We start from the raw sequence: 22543 nt of genomic DNA, 5'->3' as shown, positions 1-22543 counted from the left end.
TATGCGTCTTTTGTTGCACTAAGAAGGTGCTTATTCTTTGTTCAAAATCTTTTGTTCGAGTGCTTCTACCTGCTGCAGCAGTTCATTTAAACGAAGATTGGCATTATTCAGTGCAGTGCGCTGACGGTCCAGCTCTTCTTTGGACACCAGATCCATTTTGCTGACGGCTTCGCTTAGCAGGGCACGCAGGTTATGTTCTAAGTCTTTTTTCGGTTGATCGACCTGTTCTAAGATGGCCTGTAATAAGGTTTCTATCATCATAAATTCCATTCCAGTGGACTGAAAAGCGCAGTGTAGCATTGCTCTGGCCCAGACTATAGTGTTTCAGATGAAATATGGTTTTATTCGATGCCGGAGATCGTAAATCTCTACAGAAAAATGTTTATTTTTTGAAGATTGGTGCATGAGAAAGGTATAAAATAAGATATAAATAAATCACATGCCGTAACTTCTAATTTCCCCCGACCTTAGGAGTTTTGGCATGAAATTTGAACATAAAACCTTACTGGTGAAATAAGCCGAAGGAAAACACACATGAAGCTCGTAACTGCAATTGTAAAACCCTTTAAATTAGATGACGTGCGTGAAGCACTGTCAGAAATTGGTGTTCAAGGGATCACTGTCACTGAAGTCAAAGGCTTCGGTCGTCAGAAAGGTCACACTGAACTGTATCGTGGCGCAGAATATGTTGTTGATTTTCTACCAAAAGTGAAAATCGAAATCGCCATTAGTGATGAGATGGTGGATTCAGTGATTGAATCAATCACCCGTGTAGCAAGCACCGGCAAAATCGGTGACGGTAAAATTTTTGTGACGAATCTGGAACAGGTCATCCGTATTCGTACAGGTGAAACAGGTGCAGATGCTGTTTAAGTAATTGGCACGAAGTTTGCTGAGTACCTAATAACTCACAAAAACTAGGTTGGGGGATACGAATGAAAAAAATGCTACTTGCGCTCGGCCTGTCCGGCGCGCTTTTGGGTGGTTCTGTTACTTGGGCTGAAGAAGCCGTAACAGCGCCAACTCCTTCAGAACAAATCACAGTAAATGATACTGTGGAACCTGCGCTTATTGAATCAAGCGATATCATCACTACAGAAACTGCTTTACCTGAAGTGGCAGCGGCTGAAGAAGAAGCCGTGTTAGACACTGGTGATACCGCTTGGATTCTGGTTTCAACAGCACTTGTCCTACTTATGACCATTCCGGGCTTAGCCCTGTTCTATGGCGGTATGGTGCGCAAGAAAAACGTCCTCAGCACCATGGCGCACAGTTTTGTTGCGGCCGCAGTGGTCAGTCTGGTCTGGGTAATTATTGGCTATACCTTGGCCTTTGGCGAAGGCAATGCCTTTATTGGCAGCCTGGACAAGTTCATGCTGGCCGGTATTACCACCGATGCCTTAAGTGGCACCATTCCTGAAATCCTGTTTGTGATCTTCCAGATGACCTTTGCGATTATTACCGTGGCGATTATCAGCGGTTCGATTGCAGAGCGGATGAAATTTGGGGCCTTTGTTGCGTTTATTGCCATCTGGGTGGTGGTGGTCTATGCACCTATTACCCACTGGGTCTGGGGTGGCGGCTGGTTAGGCAATGATGGCGCGCTGGATTTCGCTGGTGGTACCGTGGTACACATTAACTCTGGTGTAGCCGGTCTGGTGGCTGCCTATATGCTGGGCAAACGTATGGGCTTGGGCCGTGAATCGATGGCACCGCACAACCTGACCTTAACTGTGGTGGGTGCAAGCTTGCTGTGGGTAGGCTGGTTTGGTTTCAATGGTGGTTCTGCGCTGGGCGCCAATGGTTCAGCAGGTTATGCTTTAGTGGTGACTCAAGTTGCCGCAGCTGCAGCCGCACTGGCCTGGTTAGTGACTGAAAAAGTGGTCCGTGGTAAAGCCTCTGTATTAGGCGGTGCTTCAGGTGCTGTGGCCGGTCTGGTGGTCATTACCCCGGCAGCAGGTTTTGTCACCGTCGGTGGTGCCTTAGCCATGGGGCTGATTGGTGGCGTGGTCTGCTTCTGGGGGATTACTGCACTGAAACGTGCCCTGAAAGCCGATGACTCTTTAGATGCCTTTGGCCTGCATGGCGTGGGTGGTATTGTAGGTGCAATTTTAACCGCCTTCTTTGCCAGCGAATTCATTATGGGCGATGCGGCACCTGCTAGCCTGATGGGTCAGCTGTGGGTGCAAGTGGAAGGTGTGATTGCCACCATTGTGTACTCTGGAGTATTAACCTTCATCATCCTGAAAGTGATTGATCTGGTAATTGGTATCCGTGTTGAATCTGATGATGAACGCATGGGTCTGGATTTAAGCCAGCATGGTGAACGGGTTGAATAATCTTTCAGCAGCATAATCAATATATTGTGTAAAACAGCCCAAAAGGGCTGTTTTTTTTCTATATATTGCGTAAAACTCTACAAAATCCTGTTTTTTTGCTACACTCTCAAATCAACTGGATTTGTTCAATTAAACCACTATGCATTGTCCATTTTGCAACGCCGCAGACAGTAAAGTGATTGATTCACGGCTGGCAGCTGAAGGCTGTCAAATTCGCCGACGTCGTGAATGTATTAGCTGTGGTGAACGTTTTACCACCTTTGAAAGTTATGAAGTGGTGATGCCACGCGTCATTAAATCGGACGGTAAAAATGAGCCCTTTGATGAAGCCAAACTGCGCCGTTCATTGATGCATGCCTTGCAAAAACGTCCCGTGACTCAGGAACAGATTGAAACGGTACTCAGTGATATCCAGCTGCAAATCCGCCGTCTGGGCGAACGTGATGTTAAATCACGCACCATCGGGGAAATTGTCATGCAGTCTTTATTCTCGCTGGATCATGTGGCCTATGTGCGTTTTGCTTCGGTGTATCAGGACTTTCAGGATGTGGAAGCCTTCCGCCGTCAAATTGAACAAATGCAGCAACGTGAATACTAAGCTCAACGCGCAAGAGTGGTGACATGTCCGAGTTAACTCAAGACCAAATCTGGATGCAGCGTGCCATTGAACTGGCACGACTCGGACAGTACTCGACCAAACCGAATCCGAATGTGGGCTGTGTGCTGGTTAAAGACGGACAGCTGGTGGGTGAGGGCTATCATCCGCGTGCCGGACAGCCGCATGCCGAAGTATTTGCCTTACGTGATGCCGGCGATGCCGCCCGCGGTGCAACCGCTTACGTGACTCTGGAACCTTGTGCGCATTATGGACGTACCCCGCCCTGTGCCAAAGGTCTGGTCGAAGCCGGTGTGGCCAGAGTGGTGGTGGCTTGTCCTGATCCGAATCCGCTGGTGGCCGGTAAAGGCGTGCAGATTCTGCGCGATGCCGGAATTCAGATTGAGGTAGGCGTGCTGGAACAGCAGGCGCATCAGCTGAATCTGGGCTTTTTAAAAGCCATGGCCACGGGTCAGCCTTATGTCCGTTTAAAAGTGGCGTCGAGTCTGGATGGGCGTACTGCCATGGCCTCCGGTGAATCGAAATGGATTACCGGCAATTCGGCGCGTCTGGATGTGCAGCACTGGCGTGCGATTTCAGCAGTGGTGATTACCGGGATTGAAACCGTGCTGGCCGATGACTGTCAGCTCAATGTCCGCCAGCTGGCGATACATCAGGACATCAGCAGCATTGCCCAGCCGAAACGGCTGGTGCTGGACCGTCAGGGACGCTTACCCTTAACCGCCAAACTGCTCGAGCAGCCGGACAGTGTGATGGTGATGGGTCCGTATCGGGCCGAGCTGGAAGCGCTGGGCGTGATCCAGCTCGAGGTTCAGCCTTTGGATCAACTACTTCGAACTTTGGTGCAGCAGTATCAGCTGTATGATGTGCTGATTGAAGCCGGTGCAACATTATCGACCGCCTTTTTACAGCAGCAATTGGTCGACGAAGTGATCAGTTATGTGGCTCCGACCCTGTTAGGCCGGTCTGCACGTGCCATGTTTCAGGCAGAATTTGAGCGTATGGCACAACAACTTCGATTTAAACTTTGCGACGTCACTCAATTCGGTGATGATGTGCGCTTAAGGTTAACCCCTTCTCAAGAGACGTTATGAATTCAGAGTCTACGGTTTATCACAAACGTCGTCACGCCGCACGTACGACAGATGAATATCTTTTCCATCAGCTGGTTCCTTATCTGGGGAATAAACGTCGTCTGTTACATCTGATTCTGGAAGCGCTGGAGCAGACCGGCACCCTGAACAAAGGCGGCCGCGCCCCGATCTTCGCTGACTTTTTTGCCGGTTCAGGCGTGGTTTCACGTCTGGCCCGACAAAATGGCTATCGGGTAATTGCCAATGACTGGGAACCGTATAGCCATGCGCTGAATCATGCGATTTTGGCTTGTGTGGAAGCGCCGGCGTTTAAAGAGCTGGGCGGTTATCAGAAAGCAATTGATTATTTAAACCGTTTGCCAGAAGTCAAAGGCTGGGTCACGCATAACCTGTGCCCACGCAATGATGAAATTTATGATCCGACCCGCGACCGTTTATTCTTTAAACGCCGTAACGGGATGCGTATTGATGCCATCCGCCAGCAGATTGCCACCTGGCAGGCGCAAGGCGCGATTGATGATGTCGAGATGAGCGCGCTGCTGGCGCCTTTGTTGTATTCGGCCAGTTTTGTCAGCAACACCTCCGGGGTCTTTAAAAGTTTCCACCATGGCTGGGGTGGTAAAACCCAGACTGCACTGGAACGGATTGAATCTTTGTTGTGGTTAACCCCAAGCCGCTTCTGTGAAATTGGTGATCCGAAACGTCCGGCTGCCGAAATGTGGTGTGTTGATGCCCAGCATCTGGCCAACCAGATGAGCGGTTTTGAAGTGGATGTGGCGTATTTAGATCCGCCGTATAACCAGCATGCCTATAGCAGTAACTATCATGTGTTAAATGCCTTAACCTTGTGGGATCAGGTTGATTTACCAACCCCGGATACCAAAGGCTTTAAGAGCGGCATTGACCGTGCTTGGCGCAAAGAGCGTCCGAGTCCGTATAACTCGTCCAAGCACGCCAAAGAAGCGTATGAGAAACTGTTAGAAACCATTAATGCACGTTATATCCTGACCAGTTACTCCACCGATGGCAATATCAGTGCAGTGGATTTGTTGCAGGCCAATTTAAAACGTGGCCGGGTCAGCCTGTTAACCCAGGATGTACCGCGTTACCGGGTCAGCAAGCAGCGTCAGTCTGAACGTGCACGAGTACTGGAATTTATTGTGATTACCGATACTCATGCCAAGTCTGGCCCGCCAATCCGGCAGTTGCTGGGGCAGTTGCATCACTTTGCCGAGCTGGGCGGGGTCGATACCAGCGGTGTCAGCACCCAACTGGCCTTGTGGTAAGCACTAGAGACAATAAGAGAAAAGACTATGTTTACAGGAATTATTGAAAGCGTGGGCAAAGTGGACAGCCTGCAAAGTGTCGGTGGTGATGTCCGCCTGCGTATTCAAACCGATCTGGATATGTCCGATGTGCATCTGGGGGATTCGATTGCCACCAACGGCATCTGCCTGACCGTGATTGAGTGGGGCGATAACTGGTACGCGGCCGATGTGTCACGGGAAAGTTTAAACCGGACTACCTTAGGTAACTGGAAAGTTGGCCAGCCGGTGAATGTGGAAAAAGCCATGTTACCGACCACCCGTTTTGGCGGACATATTGTCAGTGGTCATGTCGATGCCGTGGGTGAAATTACCTTGGTGCGTGAAGATGCGCGTTCTTTATATTTTGAAGTGACTGCACCGGCTGAAATTGCCAAATATCTGGCCGAAAAAGGTTCAGTGACTGTAGATGGCATTAGCCTGACCATTAACCATTTGCGTGGCAGTGTAATCAGCCTGAACCTGATTCCGCATACCGCAGAGCGTACCAATATTGGCACCTGGAAAACTGGGACTAAAGTCAATCTGGAAGTGGATGTTTTGGCGCGTTATATCGAGCGTTTACTGCTCGGTGAAAAAGCTGCAGAAACCACGGTACAATCAAAAATCAGCATGGACTTTCTGGCCGAAAATGGGTTCTTAAAATAAGTCCTGACGCTGCTGTACAGAACAGTCTGATTGAAAAAATTAGACTGTTTTTTTATTTTTAGCGATAATTCAGGCTGCGCGAAACAGAGTAACTTACGTTGGTTAAGTGTAGATGATTGATTTTTTGCTAAATTTTGAACAGTGGCTGCCTGTGTTGCTCAACAACTATGGGGTCTGGATTTATGCAATTTTATTTTTAATTATCTTTGCGGAAACCGGTTCGGTATTTATGTTTTTTCTGCCGGGAGACAGTCTGCTGATTGCCATTGGCGCCTTATGTTCAACCACCGACGTGGTGCATTTGCACTATATGGCGATTTTGCTGTGCCTGGCCTCCATTCTTGGCTATAGCGTGAATTACTATACCGGCAAGGTCTTGGGGCTGAAGTTTTTTAATGACCATTCGCGCTATTTCAAACCGGAATATATCGTCAAAACCAACCGCTATTTTATGAAGCATGGCGGTAAAACCATTCTTATTGCCCGATTTATTCCTTTTGTCCGTTCTTTCGCGCCGTTTGCCGCCGGTTCCGGACATATGCCCATCGCCAGCTTTACGGCCTATAACATTGCCGGTGGTATTATCTGGATTGTGTCTTTATTGGTCATCGGTTACGGGCTGGGTAATATCCTGTCGTGGCTGGGGCATATTTTTTAATAGCAACAGTGCAGAGAAACCGCATGCACAAAAAAGCCCACGCGGGGTGGACTTTTATCTTGCGGGGAGAAATTCGCTGACCTTAGTGCTTGATCACTGTGACAGAGGTACCGCCTAAACGTGGACTGGCTTCGGCAACCGGTGCTAAAGAAAATGTACCTTTTTCAGCTTCTTTGGTCAGGTAAATATAAAGCGACTGGAAATCTGCACGGCTGATTAATAAATCCTGAGCAGTAATATGCCATTGTTCACCACTATGCAGATGATCAATTTTACTCGATATTTGTGTCAAGATACCCATTTTAAACCCTAATTATAAAAATAATTTTTACTTTAAAAGGCAGCAGTACTGCTATTCAAAGTATGACTATCTTGTGACAAAAATATTTCACTTTCATGACACTTGGGCGAGAAATTCTGCCTCACACCCGATTGATCTTTCAGATGGGCCGGTTTAAATCTGCATTTACTGACACCGTACCGGGTTTTTCACGCCAGAAGGCCGACATTTAGGTCTCTTTGGAAAATTGGGAATGTTTTAAAATATATTCAATTTCTTCCTGGGCAGCGGCCTGTAACTGGCTGCGGAACTGTTGTACTGCTTCTTCAATCCGGGTTTCGGCTTCCAGTTCCAGACGTACCCGGACACTGTCGAGTTCCGACAGAATCTGCTCGTCGGCTATACGCACGCCTTTGGCAAAATTGAAACTGCCATTTTCCGGATTTTTTTGATAACGTGCAGTGTAATCCAGAATCTCCTGGTCCAGCTGGGTGCGTAAACTGGCCAGGGTTTCGGTCTGCGCGGCAAACTGTTGCAGTTCATCCTGATACAGGGCCTGTGCATACGCGGCCTGATCGGCGCGTTGTTGGGCCAGACGTTGCTCCAGCATCTGCTGGCGGCGAATACGCGCTTCTTCAATTAACTGGATTTTCAGTTCGGCATAGGCCTGATCAATTTTCTGAAAGGACTGTTGCTGTTGCTGCTGATCGTACTCCACCCAGCGTTTGAGGTCGCTGTCCGGTTGCAGCACCTCACTAATCCGATGCAGGTCATCAATAAAGGTCTGACGCACAGCTTCAGGCGCAGTTAACCAGCGCTGTTTAAAATCTGGACCAACATTTAATGCCACGCTGCATCTCCTTTGGGGTGGTTCTATAATTTGTGGGTTTGCGGCTCAATGCCTAAACGACGATATTGTTTATATTTTTCCCGACCAAGTTGTTTGGCGGTTTCATGATTTTCAATGATTTCGATAATGTGACTAAATTTGGCGAACTGTTCAAGAGCCTGTTCGTTAAAATTAAACACAATCCAATCATTTTCAGTTGGCAACTGCGCTGAAATACAGACCTGGGCCGTAGGCTCATCAATACCATGTGGAATAAAACTGCTGGCATCAAAGCTCCACAGCCGTTCATCCAGCGCCTGTTGCAATGCCGGGTCTGCGCTATACAGCCAGATGCGCTGTGGTTCACGCAGGATTTTCCGGCATAAACGGCAAGTGCTGTCCACTTGCCGTTCAGGACTTTTTTCAAACAGATAAAAGCTGACTTTAGCCATGCTGCTCTGCACGGTTAGCCAGGAATTGCATCAGTAGCGGTACCGGACGGCCTGTGGCACCTTTATTGGTTCCTGAATTCCAGGCAGTCCCGGCAATATCCAGATGCGCCCAGCGATAGTCACGGGTAAAGCGTTGCAGGAAGCAGGCTGCAGTGACAGAACCGGCTTTTGGACCACCAATGTTGCCAATATCGGCAAAAGGTGAATCTAATTGTTCCTGATAGTCATCAATCACCGGCATACGCCATACGCGGTCAAAACTCTGCTGGCCCGCCTGGGTCAGTTCCTGTGCCAGTTCATCATCTGGTGTGAACAGACCGGTTAACACCGAACCGAGCGCAATCACACAGGCACCGGTCAGGGTCGCCACGTCAATGACCAGTGCCGGGTTAAAACGCTGGATATAGGTCAGGGCATCACACAGCACCAGACGGCCTTCGGCATCGGTGTTCAGGATTTCGACAGTCTGACCGCTCATGGTGGTGACAATATCGCCCGGACGGGTGGCTTTGCCCGATGGCATATTTTCCGCTGCGGCAATGGCTGCCACCACATGAATCGGCAAGCGTGATTCACACAGCGCACGTACGGTCCCCAAGACTGAGGCTGCACCGCACATATCGAATTTCATTTCGTCCATGCCAGCACCCGGTTTCAGGGAAATACCGCCGGTATCAAAGGTAATACCCTTACCGACCAGTACAATAGGTGCCTGCTCAAGATTGGCCTTGTATTCCAGGGTAATCATGCGGCCCGGACGCTCGGAACCCTTGCTGACCGCAAGGAACGCACCCATGCCCAGGTCAGCCATATGCTGTTCATTCAGCACGGTTACTTTGAGTAAATCCGGGAATTCTTCTGCCAGTGCCAGTGCCTGATCAGCCAGATATTCCGGGAAGCAGATGTTCCCCGGACGGTTGCCTAAATCGCGGGCAAAATTCTGACCAGTATGTACCGCTTCAATAAATTTCAGCTGATGGGCAGTTAACGGGCTTTGTGTGGCAATCAATTGAATCTGCTCTAATACAAATTCATTCTTTTTGGTTTTAAATTCATCAAAACCGTAGGCGGCCTGGGTCAGGCTCAAGGCAAAAATATAATGCAGTTCTTGTGGCAGGACTGATAGATCTACCGCAATACTGCTAAATTTCTTCTGTGCGGTTTTTACAATGGTTTGCGCCAGTTTGGCCAGTTTAGCCGGCTGTAATTCGCTGCTTGAACCAAGGCCAATCAGCTGGCTGAATGCCGGCAAGTTGTCCTGTGCTGTCAGGCTTAAGCTTTCATTAAAGCCGGATTTAAATTGTACGGCCTGGGTGATGCTATCTAAATTTTTGATTTTATAGTGATCTGCGGTTGTACGAAGGGTATTGGCATCGACCAGAATAAATAAAGCAGCTGCGGTGACATTGTCTTGGTATGTCGGATGAATCGTCAGTTTCATATGCGTTATATAGGCCTTTTAAAATTTTAAAACCATTAAACCATTGAAACATTTTCATGAATAGAGTTTCAATGTGAAACAACAGTATAGGTTTTATATTTTCAACATTCGGGTAAACTATCGCTAGTTTTATTCCCTCGTTTTCTGGAAGCATTAATTTGATTATTCGGCGTTATCTGGTCAAGCAAGTTGTGTCGACATCCTTGGTTGTGATTGCCTTATTGACCTTGATCATGATGGGTGGCCGGCTGATCAAGTATTTTGGCGTCGCCGCGCAGGGGCGTCTGGATGCGGGGATTCTGTTTAGCATTATTGGCTACCGTCTGCCGGAATTTTTAACCCTGATTTTGCCACTGGGCTTTTTTATTGGCCTAATGCTGGTGTTTGGCCGGCTTTATGTCGACCATGAAATGGCAGTATTAAACGGCAGCGGCGTCAGTCGTAACCAACTGGCACGTTTATTAGTCCCGATGACGGTGGTATTTCTGGCGGTGCAGGCCATGCTGATGGTTTGGGCAGCGCCGTGGGGGATTCGCCAGTTTGAAGAATTGACCACCAATCAGGCGGTCCGTACCGGTTTCGATCTGGTGCGGCCAAAAGAGTTTATTTCTTCGGGGCCATATACCATTTATGCCGGCGACCTGTCAGAAGACCGGCGTAATCTGAAAGATATTTTCTTCTACCAGCGTGCTGACCGTCCGGGCAAACCGGATATCATGATTCTGGCCAAAGAGGCGACCCGGATTGAACTGTCCAATGATCCGGCCAATGTGGTCGATCTGGTCGAAGGTCGCCGTTATGAAATTTATCCGGATCGTCCGCAATATTCTCAGGCTGAATTTGCCAGCTATCGCTTACGTCTGGAAAGCGATCAGGAAGCCAAATTCCAGAGTACAGAAGTGGAAGCCCTGCCAATCGGGCATCTGTGGGATAACCGTCAGGACCCGGTGGTGGCCAGTGAACTGGGCTGGCGAATCTTTGTGCCGTTTTCAATTCTGGTGGCACTGCTGCTGGCCGTGGCTTTATCTGAAGTCAGTCCGCGTCAGGGACGTTATTTAAAACTGTTTCCGGCCCTGCTGATTTTTGCCAGCCTAATTGTGGCGTTAATGGCGGTCAAAACCCGGATCAGTAAAGAAGAAATGGGTATCTGGGCCTATCCGCTGGTGCTGATGGTCTATGCCATTGCGGCGGCGCTGTTCTCGCGTAAACAGAAACTGGCACCCAAAATCAAGAAACAGATTCAGCGAGTGAGGTCTTAATATGTTCGCACGTCGTATAGTGGCCAAGCATGTGACCAAAACGACCGCACTGGCGATGTTGGGGGCAACCGCGGTGTTGTCCGGTTTACAGGTATTATTTACCTATCTGGGTGAACTCGGTTCCCTAAAAGAAGGCTATGGCGCGCTGGATGCGCTATGGCATGTGCTCTGGGGTGCGCCCGGTTATCTGTATGAAATTCTCCCGATTGCCGCATTAATTGGCGCAGTGCTGGGTCTGGGTACCTTGGCCTCAAACAGTGAGCTGATTGTGATGCGTGCCGCTGGTATCAGCCTGTGGCGGATTGTCGGCTGGGTGGTGCGTTCGGCACTCATTCTGGTGGTGCTGTCTTTTGCCTTAAGTGAATGGGTGATTCCCTATACCAACGAGCGCGCAGAAAGCGTCAAGAAACATCGTAGCGTGGCTGAACTCGGTGAAGTCAAAGGCTACTGGACCCGTGAAGGGCAGCGCTTTATTTATATTGACTATGCCAACTCGCAGGGCACACTGAAGAATATTCAGGTCATCGACTTCGATGATAACTTCCGCTTACGCGGTACCTTAAATGCCGAGCAGGGCCAGTTTGTCGAAGATGGCGCCTGGTCACTGCAAAACAGCCGCCAAATGGACATTCTGCCAGAGGGCAATGCTATTGCTGATCAGCAGGCCACGCAGCCTTTATCGCTGGCCTTGCAACCAAAATATGTACACATGGTCACCATCGACCCGGAAGATTTATCACCCAGCCAGCTGGTCAGCTTCATGAGCTATATGCATGAGTACAGTCAGGTGCCGAAAAGCTATCAGTTGGCTTTCTGGCAAAAAGTTGGTTCTCCATTTGCCCTGATTGCGCTGGTGCTGATTGCCTGTTCCTTTATTTTTGGACCGCTGCGCCAGCAGTCGATGGGTTTCCGTCTGGTGATTGCCTTATTTGTCGGCCTGGGCTTTTTCTATTTACAGGATTTCCTCGGTTATGCCAGCCTGATTTATGCGCCATCTCCAGCCTGGTTTGTGTTTATCCCGATTATTCTGATGTTTGTGGTGGGTGGTTATCTGCTGCAACGTGCCCGATAAGCCGGCAATTGAACAAAACGATAGTGTGGCGCGGTTGAAACCATCAGCCGTGCATGGTGTCCGAACTGAAAATTCGGTAAGATATGCGATTAATTTGTAGACTAAAAGAGTGTGAACTATGACGGATGCAACTGCAGGCAAAATCCCTCACGTACTGGTCATTATGGATGGTATTGGGCATCGTGAAGCTGTTGAGGACAATGCGTTCTTGGCGGCACAACGTCCAAATTTGACCGCTATGCAGGAAAAGCATCCGCATGGGTTGATTTCAGGTTCAGGTGAAGATGTGGGCCTGCCAGATGGTCAGATGGGTAACTCCGAAGTGGGCCATATGAACCTGGGTGCCGGCCGTGTGCTATATCAGGACTTTACCCGCATTACCAAAGATATCCGTACCGGTGCTTTCTTTGAACATGAAGTGCTGGTCGATGCAGTCGAGAAAGCCAAAGCTGCGGGCGGTGCCGTGCACTTAATGGGCCTGCTGTCGGAAGGTGGCGTGCACTCACATGAAGACCATATTGTGGCAATGGCGGAGCTGGCGCTGAAACGTGGTGCAACTGTTTATTTACACGCATTTCTGGATGGCCGTGATACTCCGCCAAAAAGTGCGCAGCCCTCTTTGCAAAAACTGGATGCCCTGTTTGCCCAATATCCAGGCCAAGGCCGGATTGCCAGCATGATCGGCCGTTATTTTGCCATGGACCGCGACAACCGTTGGGACCGTGTAGAACAGGCTTATCGTCTGTTAACAGAAGGTGAAGCAGTCCGTACTGCAGCAACCGCCGTAGCTGGTCTGGACGCAGCTTATGCAGCCGATGAAAGCGATGAATTTGTTAAAGCTACCCGTATTGGTGAGGTTGCGGCAATTCAGGATGGCGACAGCGTGGTGTTCATGAACTTCCGTGCAGACCGTGCCCGTGAACTGACCAAAGCCTTTGTGGAAACCGACTTTGCCGGTTTTGAGCGTAAAGTGGTGCCGCAGCTGGCCAAGTTTGTGATGCTGACCCGTTATCAGGCCACCATTGATGCACCTGTGGCTTATATGCCAGAAGCACTGAAAAACTCGCTCGGTGAATATCTGTCAGACCTGGGTAAAACCCAGCTGCGTATTGCCGAAACCGAAAAATATGCACACGTGACCTTCTTCTTTAGTGGCGGCCGTGAAGATGAATATCCGGGCGAAAAGCGCATTCTGATTCCATCACCAAATGTAGCAACTTATGATCTCAAGCCAGAAATGAGCGCGTATGAAGTGACAGATGAGCTGGTGGCAGCGATCAATTCAGGTGAATATGACTTGTTGGTGGTCAACTATGCCAATGGCGATATGGTGGGTCATACTGGTGTATTTGATGCAGCGGTGAAAGCGGTAGAAGCGGTGGATACCTGTCTGGGCCGTGTGTATGAAGCTGTAATGGCCAAGCAGGGCCATATGCTGATTACTGCCGACCATGGTAATGTCGAGCAGATGCAGGACTATGACAGTGGTCAGGTCCATACCCAGCATACTACCGAGCTGGTGCCGTTTATTTATGCCGGCCCGACCCAGGCGGTGATTGCAGAGGGTGGTGTTCTGGCCGATGTAGCACCGACTTTACTGAGTCTGATGCAACTGCCAATTCCTGCAGAAATGCAAGGGCGTAATTTAATTACCCTGACTCCATAAACTGCCAACAGATAGGTGAAAGGATGGTTCCACACTGGAAACGCATGCTTGTTGCAACAACATTGATGATGTGTGTGAACCTGCCTGTCTGGGCGGCAGAAGATCAAGATCCGCTGGCACTGGAAGAAACCACTGAGCAGGACTATGTGGAAGTGCCGGTCGAATCGATCCAGCAGTTTGTCAAAATTTATGGGCTGGTCAAAGCCAATTATGTCACGGAAAAAAGTGACGAAGCTTTGTTTGCTCAAGCCATTCAAGGTCTGGTTTCCGGACTGGACCAGTATTCACGTTATCTGAATGCCGAAGATTACCGTGCCTTGGTGCAATATACCGAAGGCGATCTAGCCTCGGTCGATTTTAATTTACGTTACGATGCCCAGCAGCATCAATGGCAGATTCATAATTTAAGACCCGATGCCGACTCGGCCAAACAGGGCCTGCGTAATGGTATTTCGGTTTTTAAAATCGACAATCAGGAACTGCAAAAGCTCAATCAGGATCAGGTCAATGCCTTGTTGATGGGCGCGGTTGGCTCCAATATCACCTTGCAACTGACCGCAAGCGCGCAGCCGATTCGTCTGGTACGCAACAGAAAAGTCGAAACCGATATTCAGGCGCAGATGCTGAGTAATCAGGTACTACTGATTAAAGTCAAAGTCTTCCAGCAAGATACTGCCAATGAAATCAAGGAACTGATCGAACAGTACAGCACATCACGGTTAAAGGCGGTACTGTTTGACCTGCGCAATAACCCGGGCGGTTTGCTGTCCTCGGCAGTCGAATCGGCCGATCTGTTCTTGAATCAGGGCGTGATTGTTTCTACCAAAAGCCGCGCTGAAGGCGACCAGCAATTTCAGGCTTTGCCGAGTTTTGAATTCCAGAACCTGAAAGTCGGTGTGCTGATTAACCAGAGCTCAGCCTCGGCTGCAGAAGTGTTTACTGCCGCCTTAAAAGATCATGGCCGTGCTTGGGTGATTGGTGAAAAAAGTTATGGCAAAGGGGTGGTACAGAAGCTGTTTCCGCTGTCAGATGGCACCGCCCTGCAAATGACCGTTTCCCACTATTACACCCCGCAAGGCAAAATGATTGAAGGGGTCGGGATTGAACCGAACCAGCGTTATGCACTGCAACAGGATATGAAAGAAGACAATTATCTGGACCATGTTGCAGAGCTGTTGTTAAGTCATAAATAGGCGCAGGGTTCGCACCTTATTCATCGGTATCCAGCCCGAACTTCTTTAGTCGATAACGCAGGGAACGAAACGACATCCCCAGTTTTTTCGCAGCCAGGGTCCGGTTCCAATGGGTCAGATTCAGTGCATTCAGCAAAATCTCTTTTTCGATTTTCTCCAGAAACAGCTCCAGTCCTTCTTCCGGCAGTTTACGCGGAGCAGCGGGCAGGGCATCAGCTGTAACCGGTGTTGCCGGGTCAGCTTCTGGCTCGGCCAGCGGTGCCATTTTGCGTAAGGGTGCGGTCTGCAGATGTGGCAGATCAATCACATCATCATCACTCAAGGTCATGGCGCGTTCAATGATATTGCGTAGCTCACGCACATTACCCGGATAATACTGTTCCAGCAAAAACTGCTGGGCACGTTCTGACAGGGTTTTGCTGTGTATATCCCATTCCTGGGCAATTTTCTGAATAAAATGCTGGGCCAGCAATAAAATATCCTGACCACGCTCACGTAGCGGTGGCAACACAATATCCATCACATGAATCCGGAAGAACAGATCCTGACGGAACCGGCCTTGCTGGACTAACGCTTCCAGGTCCTGATGGCTGGCACTAATAATCCGGAAATCAACATCAATTTCCGTATCGGAACCGACCGGACGAATCCGTTTTTCCTGCACCGCGCGCAGCAGTTTTACCTGCATATTGAGCGGCAGTTCGGCAATTTCATCCAGGAACAGGCTACCGCCGTGTGCTGACTGAATCAGGCCCTGTTTGTCCTGCGCTGCACCGGTAAAGCTGCCTTTTTTATGGCCGAAGAATTCGCTTTCCATCAAATCGCCCGGAATCGCGCCACAGTTGATGGCAATAAAAGGCCCGTCACTGCGGTTGCTGAGGCGATGCACCAGATTGGCCACCACTTCTTTCCCGGTGCCCGATTCACCGCTAATAAACACCGGTGCCTGCGAGCGGGCAATTTTTTTCAGGGTGGTGCGCAGTTGCTGAATCGGTAGAGATTGCCCGATCAGCATCCGCTGTTCCAGCTGGTCCGCTTCCTGACTATGTGCTTTAAACAGCGGCTGATTCAGTGCTTTTTCCAGCAATTGTTCGAGGTGTTTCTGGTTAATCGGTTTGCTGACAAAATCAAAGGCCCCGGCTTTGAGTGCGGCAATGGCAATTTCCATATTGCCATAGGCCGTCAGCACCGCAACCGGCAGCTGCGGAAAATGCTGGGCAATCAGCTCGACCAGTTGCAGGCCATTGCCATCAGGTAAATTCAGATCGGTGATGCAGGCGTCATAGTGATGACTGGACAGCAGCTGACGTGCTTGCTCCAGCCGGTGTGCCACGTGTGTTTGAATCCCCATGCGCGCCAATGTCATTTGCATGAGCGTGCATAAATCTTCCTCGTCATCGACGAAGAGAACGAGTGGTTGTTCCACTAAACTTCCCCAAAAAACTATTTATTTACGTCAACAGGTGAGCATTCAATCCTGAAACATGCTCCTTGTTTTTGTTCTACATAGCGCAACTTGGCCCGATTGGCCTCGCAGAAACTATGTGATAAGTATAATCCTAAACCAGTTCCACTAATTTCGGTACTAAAAAATGGTTGAAACAGGTAGCGAATATCATGTGAAGCCACGCCGCTGCCATAATCTTTGACATCCATATAGACCGTGTCCTGCTGGCGATAAAGTTGCAGTTCAATCGGATGATCCGGCGCATTGTGGCGCTGGGCATTACGGATCAGGTTAATCAGCACCTGACGCAGCTGGGATTCATCAAACAGAATCTGCAGAGGTTCGGGCTGGCTGACCTGAATCTGGCTGGCCAGATCGGCCAGATCATCCTGGATCAGCTGCGGAATAAAACGCGCCAGATCAATCTGCACCGGTGTGGTTTCCTTATTTTTAACCATGCTCAGGGTGTCATCAATGATCTTGTCAATGCGCTGCGACTGCTTGTCAATCATCTGGCTCAGCATCTGCTGCTGATCGGTATCGCTGCCAGCCAGCAGGCGATTGGCCTGGACAATGGCCGCCAGCGGATTACGGATTTCATGGGCAATACTGGCCGAAAGCTGGCCCAGTGCTGCCAGTTTCAGTTGCTGCACACGCTGGTTGATTTGCCGTGCATCCTGCAGCACCAGCAAGGTTAAGGTCTGCTGCGGCACCACCAGCTTTTGTACCTGAATCTGGATCAGGAAATGACTGAGCTGCGATTCAAACTGGAATTTTTCGCCGTTAGAGAGCTGGTCAAACTGCAATAATTGAAATAGGTCGGGCTGTACTTTATACAGTGGATATTTGTCGAAAGCATACAGCGGATTAATACCCAGCAAATGGCAGGCGGCCGGATTACTGACCATAATATGGCAGTTTTCATCCAGCACCAGATAGCCCATATCGGTCTGTTCCAGAATATAGCGGTTAATATTCTTTAGCCGGTTCAGTTCCAGTGATTGAGAAAAGTTCAGGTGCTCCAGAATCTGGAAACGGCGGACGGCAATCTGGCCAAAACGGTAAATAATAAAAAACAGGAACGAGAGCAGGGCACTTTGCCCGATGCGATCTAGAGAGGAAAAATCCAGTAATGTGCCAACAAAATGCTGATAGGTGACACAAATCATTGCCACCAGAGTAATGAACAGCGCCTTGCTTTTTTCCAGCAATAACGTCGCGGCGAAAATCGCAATCACAAACAGCAGGCTTAAATGCAGGCTCGGTCCATCCAGCGCAAAGGTCAGGCTGCTGAGCACCAGTACATCAACACTGAAAATCAGCGTGAGTTGTAGCGGAATCCTGTGCCGGACATAGCGAAAATACAGCAGCTGGGCACAGCTAAAAATAAAATACAGCACCAGACTGGCGGCATACAGCCGTGGATGCTGATAATCATGATTGAGAGTTTGAGTGGTGAGTAAATAAATCAGCAGCAAACAGAAGGCAATTATCAGCCGATACGCCCCGTACCATAGCCCGAGATGGTACTGGTTCAGTTCAGCTTGCGTACGGCGGATATCCATGAGGCTTAAACCGCTTAAGGTTTAATTAATCCGTAGCGAATGGCCAGATGGGTCAGTTTGACATCACTGTCGATATTCAGTTTTTCAAAAATACGGTAGCGATAGGTGTTTACGGTTTTCACGCTGACGAACAGCTTGTCAGCAATTTCCTGCGCGCTAATACAGTTCACCACCATCATTGCCACCTGCATTTCACGTTCCGACAGGCTGTCGAACGGTGATTGCTGGGTGTCTGACAGGTAGGAACTGGCCAGTTGCTCGGCAATATCGGCACTAAAATATTTACCGCCCTGCATGACTTTTTTAATGGCACGCACCATTTCCGAGACAGGTGCACCTTTGGTGATATAGCCTTTGGCACCGGCTTTGAGTAATAAAGAAGGATAGGGTTCTTCGGCCAGACCACTGACCGCCAATACCTTGGTTTCCGGGGCAGTCTGTAATAAACGGCGCGTGGTTTCCACCCCGCCAATACCCGGCATGTTCACGTCAAGCAGGACCACATTGGGATGATGCTGGCGCACCAGATTAATGGCTTCTTCCCCAGATTCAGCTTGTCCAATGACCTGAACATCGGTGTGGTCTTCGAGCATACGGCAGATGCCGGTACGAACCAATTCATGATCATCTACCACTAAAACTGTGATCACCTAGACTCTCCCTCTCACTAAAATCATCTTTTTTGTTACATATAGCAAAATTAGCTTGCAATCAACTGACAAAATTGGCCATCCTATTCTTAACCTAAAGTGAAAAATTCTGCACAATGTCATGTCGGAGGCTAAAATTGGTTCCGTGCTGTGTTGTAAATGTAAGGCATATTTGAGGTAATACGCAAATGTATCTTACCTCCCTGAGTTGAGTAAGCAATAGTGAAAAATTCTAAGAAGTTATTAATGCATGTGCTGGGAGCATCGGTTCTGCTCGGCATGAGTTCAGTCAGTACTGCTGAAATCGTCATGAACCCTTCCTCGGGGAGTAACGCCCAGGCAACGCTAAGCTGGTCATCTGAAGAAGCCAACCAGCTGCTGAATGGCGATGTGATGACCACCGCCACGACTTCTGTGACCGAGCAGGTGGTGGAACCATCACCACAAGGCTCAACCAAAATTACCACCACGGTCCGCAGTTCCAGCACACCGGCGCCAACCAGCACGGTTAGCAGAACCAGCCCGATTCTGGATACTGCATCCTATAGCAACCAGCCCACTGTGAACGCACGTGCCGCACTGGTGATGGATGCCAATACTGGTGAAGTGCTGTACAGTAAAAATACCAATACCGCGTTGCCGATTGCTTCAATTACCAAAGTGATGACTGCGGTAGTGACGGCGGATGCGCGTTTAAATATGTCTGAGCAAATTACCTTGCAGCAGATTGATTTTGCCGGTGCAGCAGGCAAGAACTCGAGTTCGACCCTGCGTGTGGGCGACAAGATGAACCGTGCTGAAGCCTTATTATTTGCCTTAATGAAATCAGAAAACCCGGCCGCAGCAGCGCTGGCACGTACCTATCCGGGTGGACGCAGTGCATTCGTGGCCGCCATGAACAACAAAGCGCGTGAACTGGGCATGCATTCAACCCGTTTTACCGAATCAACCGGTTTGGACCCGCGCAATGTGTCCTCGGCGCGTGATTTAGGTATTCTGGTCAGTACCGCGTCACAATATGGCCTGATTCGCCAGTTTTCGACCACGCCAAGCTATGACTTTAACCTAGGTTATCGGGTGCTGAAATCGAACAATACCAATTCGCTGGTGCGTAATGGTGGCTGGAATATTAACCTGTCTAAAACCGGCTTTATTAATGAAGCAGGGCGTTGTCTGGTGATGCACACCACTTTAAATTCACGTCCGGCGGTGGTGATTATTTTAGGGGCCAGCAATACCCAGGCGCGTAATAACGATGCCACCCGTTTAATGTCCTGGACCAGCCAGTTACCAAAACGGATTTAAGCTGAACTGTTCTGTGCGAAATCGTGCAGAACTTAAAACCTCAGCCATAAAAAAATCCCTGCATGAGCAGGGATTTTTGTTTCAAACCGGAATTATTGATCCATGTTTGAAAGGATAGAATCACGAACCTGATCCATGGTAGCGTCAATCGACAGCATCACCGCATCCTGGCACTGTTTCATTGCAGTGTCTGGGTCTTTCAGACCGTTACCAGTAACAGTACATACAATTACTGAACCTTCTGCAATTTTACCGGCTTTAATGTCACGCATCGCGCCGCCAATGGATGCTGCAGATGCAGGCTCAACAAATACGCCTTCGTACATGGACAGCATGCGCTGAGCTTCCAGAATTTCCGCATCGGTCAGTTCATCGAACCAGCCTTGTGAATCACGAACTACAGCTTTGGCATGGTTCCAGCTTTGCGGGTTACCAATACGGATTGCAGTGGCTACAGTTTCCGGGTTTTCAACTGGCGCACCACGTAAGAATGGTGCAGCGCCAGAGGCTTGATAACCGACCATAACTGGTAAACCTTCCGGTTTTGGACCAGTAAAGGCATCCGTTGCTGCATCATACACCACTTGTTCAAACTGGTCTGCGGGCTGGTTAGCCACAGCTTCGGTATAACCCATCCAGTGTGCAGTAATATTGCCCGCGTTACCAACTGGCAGGCAGTGGTAGTCTGGGGCACGGCCGAGTTCATCCACGATTTCGTAGGCAATGGTCTTTTGACCTTGCAGACGGTACGGGTTGATCGAGTTTACGATGGTTACAGGAGCCTGATCGGCCACTTCTTTCACCAGACGCATACCATCGTCAAAGTTACCGCGAATCTGCATGGTGATGGCACCGTACATCATGGCCTGTGCCATTTTACCCATGGCAATTTTGCCTTCAGGAATCAAGACAAACGCTTTGATACCAGCACGCGCTGCATAGGCTGCTGCCGCTGCAGAAGTGTTACCGGTAGAGGCACAGATAATGGCTTTTGAACCCTCTTCAACCGCTTTGGTTACGGCCATGGTCATACCACGGTCTTTAAATGAACCTGTCGGGTTTAAGCCTTCATACTTCACATAAATTTCAACGTTCTTGCCAATAATACGTGGAATGTTCTCAAGCTTGATTAGCGGGGTATTCCCTTCACCGAGAGAGATTGCACGTGTAGTTGCAGACACTGGTAAACGGTCACGATAACGGTCAACTAAACCAGTATAACGATTGGCATTCGACATGATGATGTTCCAATTGTGTGTAGAGCTTGGCAAGGGGAAATATTCCCCTTGACCCGATTAATTATCAAGCGATTCTAAACGAATTCGTACAATTTCGCCATGAATCACAGGCAAAGCTTGAATTTGTTGTAACGCTTCATCCATTTTTGATTCCTGAACTGGGTCAGTTAGAATCACGATAGGAATAAGGTCTTTTAAGCGAGATTGCTGCATGATGGCATCAATACTGATACCGGCACGGCTTAAAATAGTGGTGACATCGGCCAGTACACCGGTCTGGTCTTCGGCATTAATGCGAATATAGTAACCCGTGGTCATCTGTTCACGGCTTAAAATTGGCAAGTCGGTTAAGGCTTCGAAGGCCAGTTGCGGAATTGTCCCTGCACCGTCTTCGGTATAGGAGATGTCACGGACAATATCGACCACGTCAGCAACCACTGCTGAAGCGGTTGGGCCTGCACCGGCACCGGCGCCATAATACAGGGTTGGACCCACTGCATTGGCCTGCACCAGCACCGCATTTTTCACGCCATTCACATTAGCAATCAGTTCTTCTTCAGGAATTAAGGTTGGATGCACACGCAATTCAATACCGGCATCGGTACGGCGTGCAATCCCTAAATGCTTGATGCGGAAACCTAAATCTTCGGCATATTTGACATCTTGCGCGGTAATTTTGCTAATGCCTTCGGTATACACCTTGTCAAATTGCAGCGGAATACCAAATGCACATGAGGCTAAGATAGTCAGCTTGTGTGCTGCATCAATACCTTCAACGTCGAAGGTTGGATCGGCTTCGGCATAACCCAGTTCTTGCGCTTCTTTCAGCACATCGGCAAAGGCACGGCCTTTTTCACGCATTTCGCTTAAGATGAAGTTACCGGTACCGTTAATGATACCTGCCAGCCATTCAATCTTGTTCGCGGCCAGACCTTCACGGATCACCTTGATGATTGGAATACCACCAGCTACCGCAGCTTCATAGGCGATCTGAACGGCATGATCATCCGCGGCTTTAAACAGTTCGTTGCCGTGTTCAGCCAGCAAGGCCTTGTTTGCGGTGACAATATGTTTGCCGTGTTTCATCGCTTCCATAATGACTTCATATGCAGGATGAATCCCACCCATGACTTCAACCACGACATCTACATCCGGTTGACGGACAATGTCCAATAAGTCAGAGCTTTGCTTGACCGATTCAGGTAAGTTTAAGTCTGGACGCGGACGACGGGTGCCGACATAGGTAATTTCAATTTCACGACCGGTGCGACGTTTAATCTCAGCAGCATTTTCTTTTAATAGTTTAAGGGCACCACCACCCACAGTACCAAGACCGAGGATTGCCAGACGAACTGGTTTCACGTCACACTCCATATTTAATCAATTTTAAGCGAGCTTAGATCATAGCTAAAAAAAGCTGAAGACTCTAGCGTAGAAATCACTTTCTCTTGATCTATAAAAAACAG

General features: G+C 49.1%; 22 protein-coding genes. 12 read left to right on the top strand and 10 right to left on the bottom strand.

Annotated features, from left to right (window positions below):
* Window positions 1-30 precede the first annotated feature (30 nt).
* Window positions 31-258 carry an accessory factor UbiK family protein gene (locus FTU50_RS09825; RefSeq protein ID WP_005181545.1) on the bottom strand — a complete coding sequence of 76 codons (228 nt, stop codon included), beginning with the start codon at window positions 256-258 and terminating at the stop codon, window positions 31-33.
* A 276-nt stretch (window positions 259-534) separates the two neighbouring features.
* Here FTU50_RS09825 and glnK point away from each other — a divergent pair, with 276 nt between their 5' ends.
* The 7 genes from glnK (at window position 535) to FTU50_RS09790 (ending at window position 6680) form a co-directional block, all read left to right on the top strand.
* The gene (glnK, locus tag FTU50_RS09820) at window positions 535-873 is read left to right on the top strand and encodes a P-II family nitrogen regulator (protein ID WP_004650081.1); all 339 of its coding nucleotides are present in this window, start codon (window positions 535-537) and stop codon (window positions 871-873) included.
* Between the two features lie 62 nt (window positions 874-935).
* Window positions 936-2339 (top strand): ammonium transporter, encoded by a 1404-nt coding sequence (locus FTU50_RS09815; RefSeq protein ID WP_180054874.1) that lies wholly within the window; start codon window positions 936-938, stop codon window positions 2337-2339.
* A gap of 139 nt (window positions 2340-2478) precedes the next feature.
* On the top strand, window positions 2479-2937 hold the full coding sequence (gene nrdR / locus FTU50_RS09810; RefSeq protein WP_005181550.1) for a transcriptional regulator NrdR: 459 nt from the start codon (window positions 2479-2481) through the stop codon (window positions 2935-2937).
* Between the two features lie 23 nt (window positions 2938-2960).
* On the top strand, window positions 2961-4049 hold the full coding sequence (gene ribD, locus FTU50_RS09805) for a bifunctional diaminohydroxyphosphoribosylaminopyrimidine deaminase/5-amino-6-(5-phosphoribosylamino)uracil reductase RibD (protein WP_180046561.1): 1089 nt from the start codon (window positions 2961-2963) through the stop codon (window positions 4047-4049).
* Complete coding sequence (locus tag FTU50_RS09800; RefSeq protein WP_005181555.1) at window positions 4046-5335, top strand: DNA adenine methylase; 1290 nt, start codon at window positions 4046-4048, stop codon at window positions 5333-5335. Before ribD ends, FTU50_RS09800 begins: the two co-directional genes overlap by 4 nt.
* Before the next feature lie 27 nt (window positions 5336-5362).
* Window positions 5363-6022, top strand: coding sequence for a riboflavin synthase (locus FTU50_RS09795; protein WP_104489123.1), 660 nt, complete (start codon window positions 5363-5365; stop codon window positions 6020-6022).
* A gap of 112 nt (window positions 6023-6134) precedes the next feature.
* The gene (locus FTU50_RS09790; RefSeq protein ID WP_168384664.1) at window positions 6135-6680 is read left to right on the top strand and encodes a VTT domain-containing protein; all 546 of its coding nucleotides are present in this window, start codon (window positions 6135-6137) and stop codon (window positions 6678-6680) included.
* Between the two features lie 82 nt (window positions 6681-6762).
* Here the strand turns inward: FTU50_RS09790 and FTU50_RS09785 are convergent, their stop codons facing one another.
* The 4 genes from FTU50_RS09785 to FTU50_RS09770 all read right to left on the bottom strand — a co-directional run bounded on the left by FTU50_RS09785 (window position 6763) and on the right by FTU50_RS09770 (window position 9682).
* Complete coding sequence (locus tag FTU50_RS09785) at window positions 6763-6981, bottom strand: hypothetical protein (RefSeq protein WP_005181560.1); 219 nt, start codon at window positions 6979-6981, stop codon at window positions 6763-6765.
* A 208-nt stretch (window positions 6982-7189) separates the two neighbouring features.
* Window positions 7190-7810, bottom strand: a complete 621-nt coding sequence (locus tag FTU50_RS09780) for a hypothetical protein (RefSeq protein ID WP_005181562.1) — start codon at window positions 7808-7810, stop codon at window positions 7190-7192.
* A 23-nt stretch (window positions 7811-7833) separates the two neighbouring features.
* Window positions 7834-8241 (bottom strand): DNA polymerase III subunit chi, encoded by a 408-nt coding sequence (locus FTU50_RS09775; protein ID WP_075167829.1) that lies wholly within the window; start codon window positions 8239-8241, stop codon window positions 7834-7836.
* Window positions 8234-9682 carry a leucyl aminopeptidase gene (locus tag FTU50_RS09770; RefSeq protein WP_168400144.1) on the bottom strand — a complete coding sequence of 483 codons (1449 nt, stop codon included), beginning with the start codon at window positions 9680-9682 and terminating at the stop codon, window positions 8234-8236. Before FTU50_RS09770 ends, FTU50_RS09775 begins: the two co-directional genes overlap by 8 nt.
* 158 nt (window positions 9683-9840) lie before the next feature.
* Between FTU50_RS09770 and lptF the strand changes: the two genes are divergently transcribed.
* The 4 genes from lptF (at window position 9841) to FTU50_RS09750 (ending at window position 14872) form a co-directional block, all read left to right on the top strand.
* The gene (lptF, locus tag FTU50_RS09765) at window positions 9841-10941 is read left to right on the top strand and encodes an LPS export ABC transporter permease LptF (protein WP_180062691.1); all 1101 of its coding nucleotides are present in this window, start codon (window positions 9841-9843) and stop codon (window positions 10939-10941) included.
* A 1-nt stretch (window position 10942) separates the two neighbouring features.
* On the top strand, window positions 10943-12013 hold the full coding sequence (lptG, locus tag FTU50_RS09760; protein ID WP_005181568.1) for an LPS export ABC transporter permease LptG: 1071 nt from the start codon (window positions 10943-10945) through the stop codon (window positions 12011-12013).
* Window positions 12014-12131: 118 nt separating this feature from the next.
* Window positions 12132-13679: a 2,3-bisphosphoglycerate-independent phosphoglycerate mutase gene (gene gpmI, locus FTU50_RS09755; RefSeq protein ID WP_005181570.1), complete on the top strand. Its 1548-nt coding sequence runs from the start codon at window positions 12132-12134 to the stop codon at window positions 13677-13679.
* A gap of 23 nt (window positions 13680-13702) precedes the next feature.
* Entirely contained in the window at window positions 13703-14872 is a 1170-nt protein-coding gene (locus tag FTU50_RS09750) for a S41 family peptidase (protein WP_180054879.1), read from the top strand.
* Between the two features lie 16 nt (window positions 14873-14888).
* On the opposite strand, the gene FTU50_RS09745 is transcribed toward FTU50_RS09750, so the two are convergent.
* From FTU50_RS09745 to FTU50_RS09735, 3 genes are all read right to left on the bottom strand, one after another.
* Window positions 14889-16244, bottom strand: a complete 1356-nt coding sequence (locus tag FTU50_RS09745) for a sigma-54 dependent transcriptional regulator (protein ID WP_171526345.1) — start codon at window positions 16242-16244, stop codon at window positions 14889-14891.
* A gap of 71 nt (window positions 16245-16315) precedes the next feature.
* Entirely contained in the window at window positions 16316-17884 is a 1569-nt protein-coding gene (locus FTU50_RS09740) for a PAS domain-containing sensor histidine kinase (RefSeq protein WP_104489117.1), read from the bottom strand.
* A gap of 14 nt (window positions 17885-17898) precedes the next feature.
* Window positions 17899-18534, bottom strand: a complete 636-nt coding sequence (locus FTU50_RS09735) for a response regulator (protein WP_005181577.1) — start codon at window positions 18532-18534, stop codon at window positions 17899-17901.
* A gap of 222 nt (window positions 18535-18756) precedes the next feature.
* Between FTU50_RS09735 and FTU50_RS09730 the strand changes: the two genes are divergently transcribed.
* Window positions 18757-19839 carry a serine hydrolase gene (locus FTU50_RS09730; RefSeq protein WP_180062692.1) on the top strand — a complete coding sequence of 361 codons (1083 nt, stop codon included), beginning with the start codon at window positions 18757-18759 and terminating at the stop codon, window positions 19837-19839.
* A gap of 92 nt (window positions 19840-19931) precedes the next feature.
* On the opposite strand, the gene thrC is transcribed toward FTU50_RS09730, so the two are convergent.
* The gene (gene thrC, locus FTU50_RS09725) at window positions 19932-21077 is read right to left on the bottom strand and encodes a threonine synthase (RefSeq protein ID WP_005181581.1); all 1146 of its coding nucleotides are present in this window, start codon (window positions 21075-21077) and stop codon (window positions 19932-19934) included.
* 57 nt (window positions 21078-21134) lie between these two features.
* A complete protein-coding gene (locus tag FTU50_RS09720) occupies window positions 21135-22439 on the bottom strand; it encodes a homoserine dehydrogenase (RefSeq protein WP_171499819.1) in 1305 nt (434 codons plus the stop codon).
* Window positions 22440-22543 lie beyond the last annotated feature (104 nt).

Origin of the sequence: Acinetobacter sp. YH12112, assembly GCF_013418945.1 — a bacterium.
GTDB lineage: Bacteria > Pseudomonadota > Gammaproteobacteria > Pseudomonadales > Moraxellaceae > Acinetobacter > Acinetobacter indicus.
Note: the sequence above shows the minus strand (reverse complement) of the source record. Positions and strands in the feature narration are given on the sequence as shown.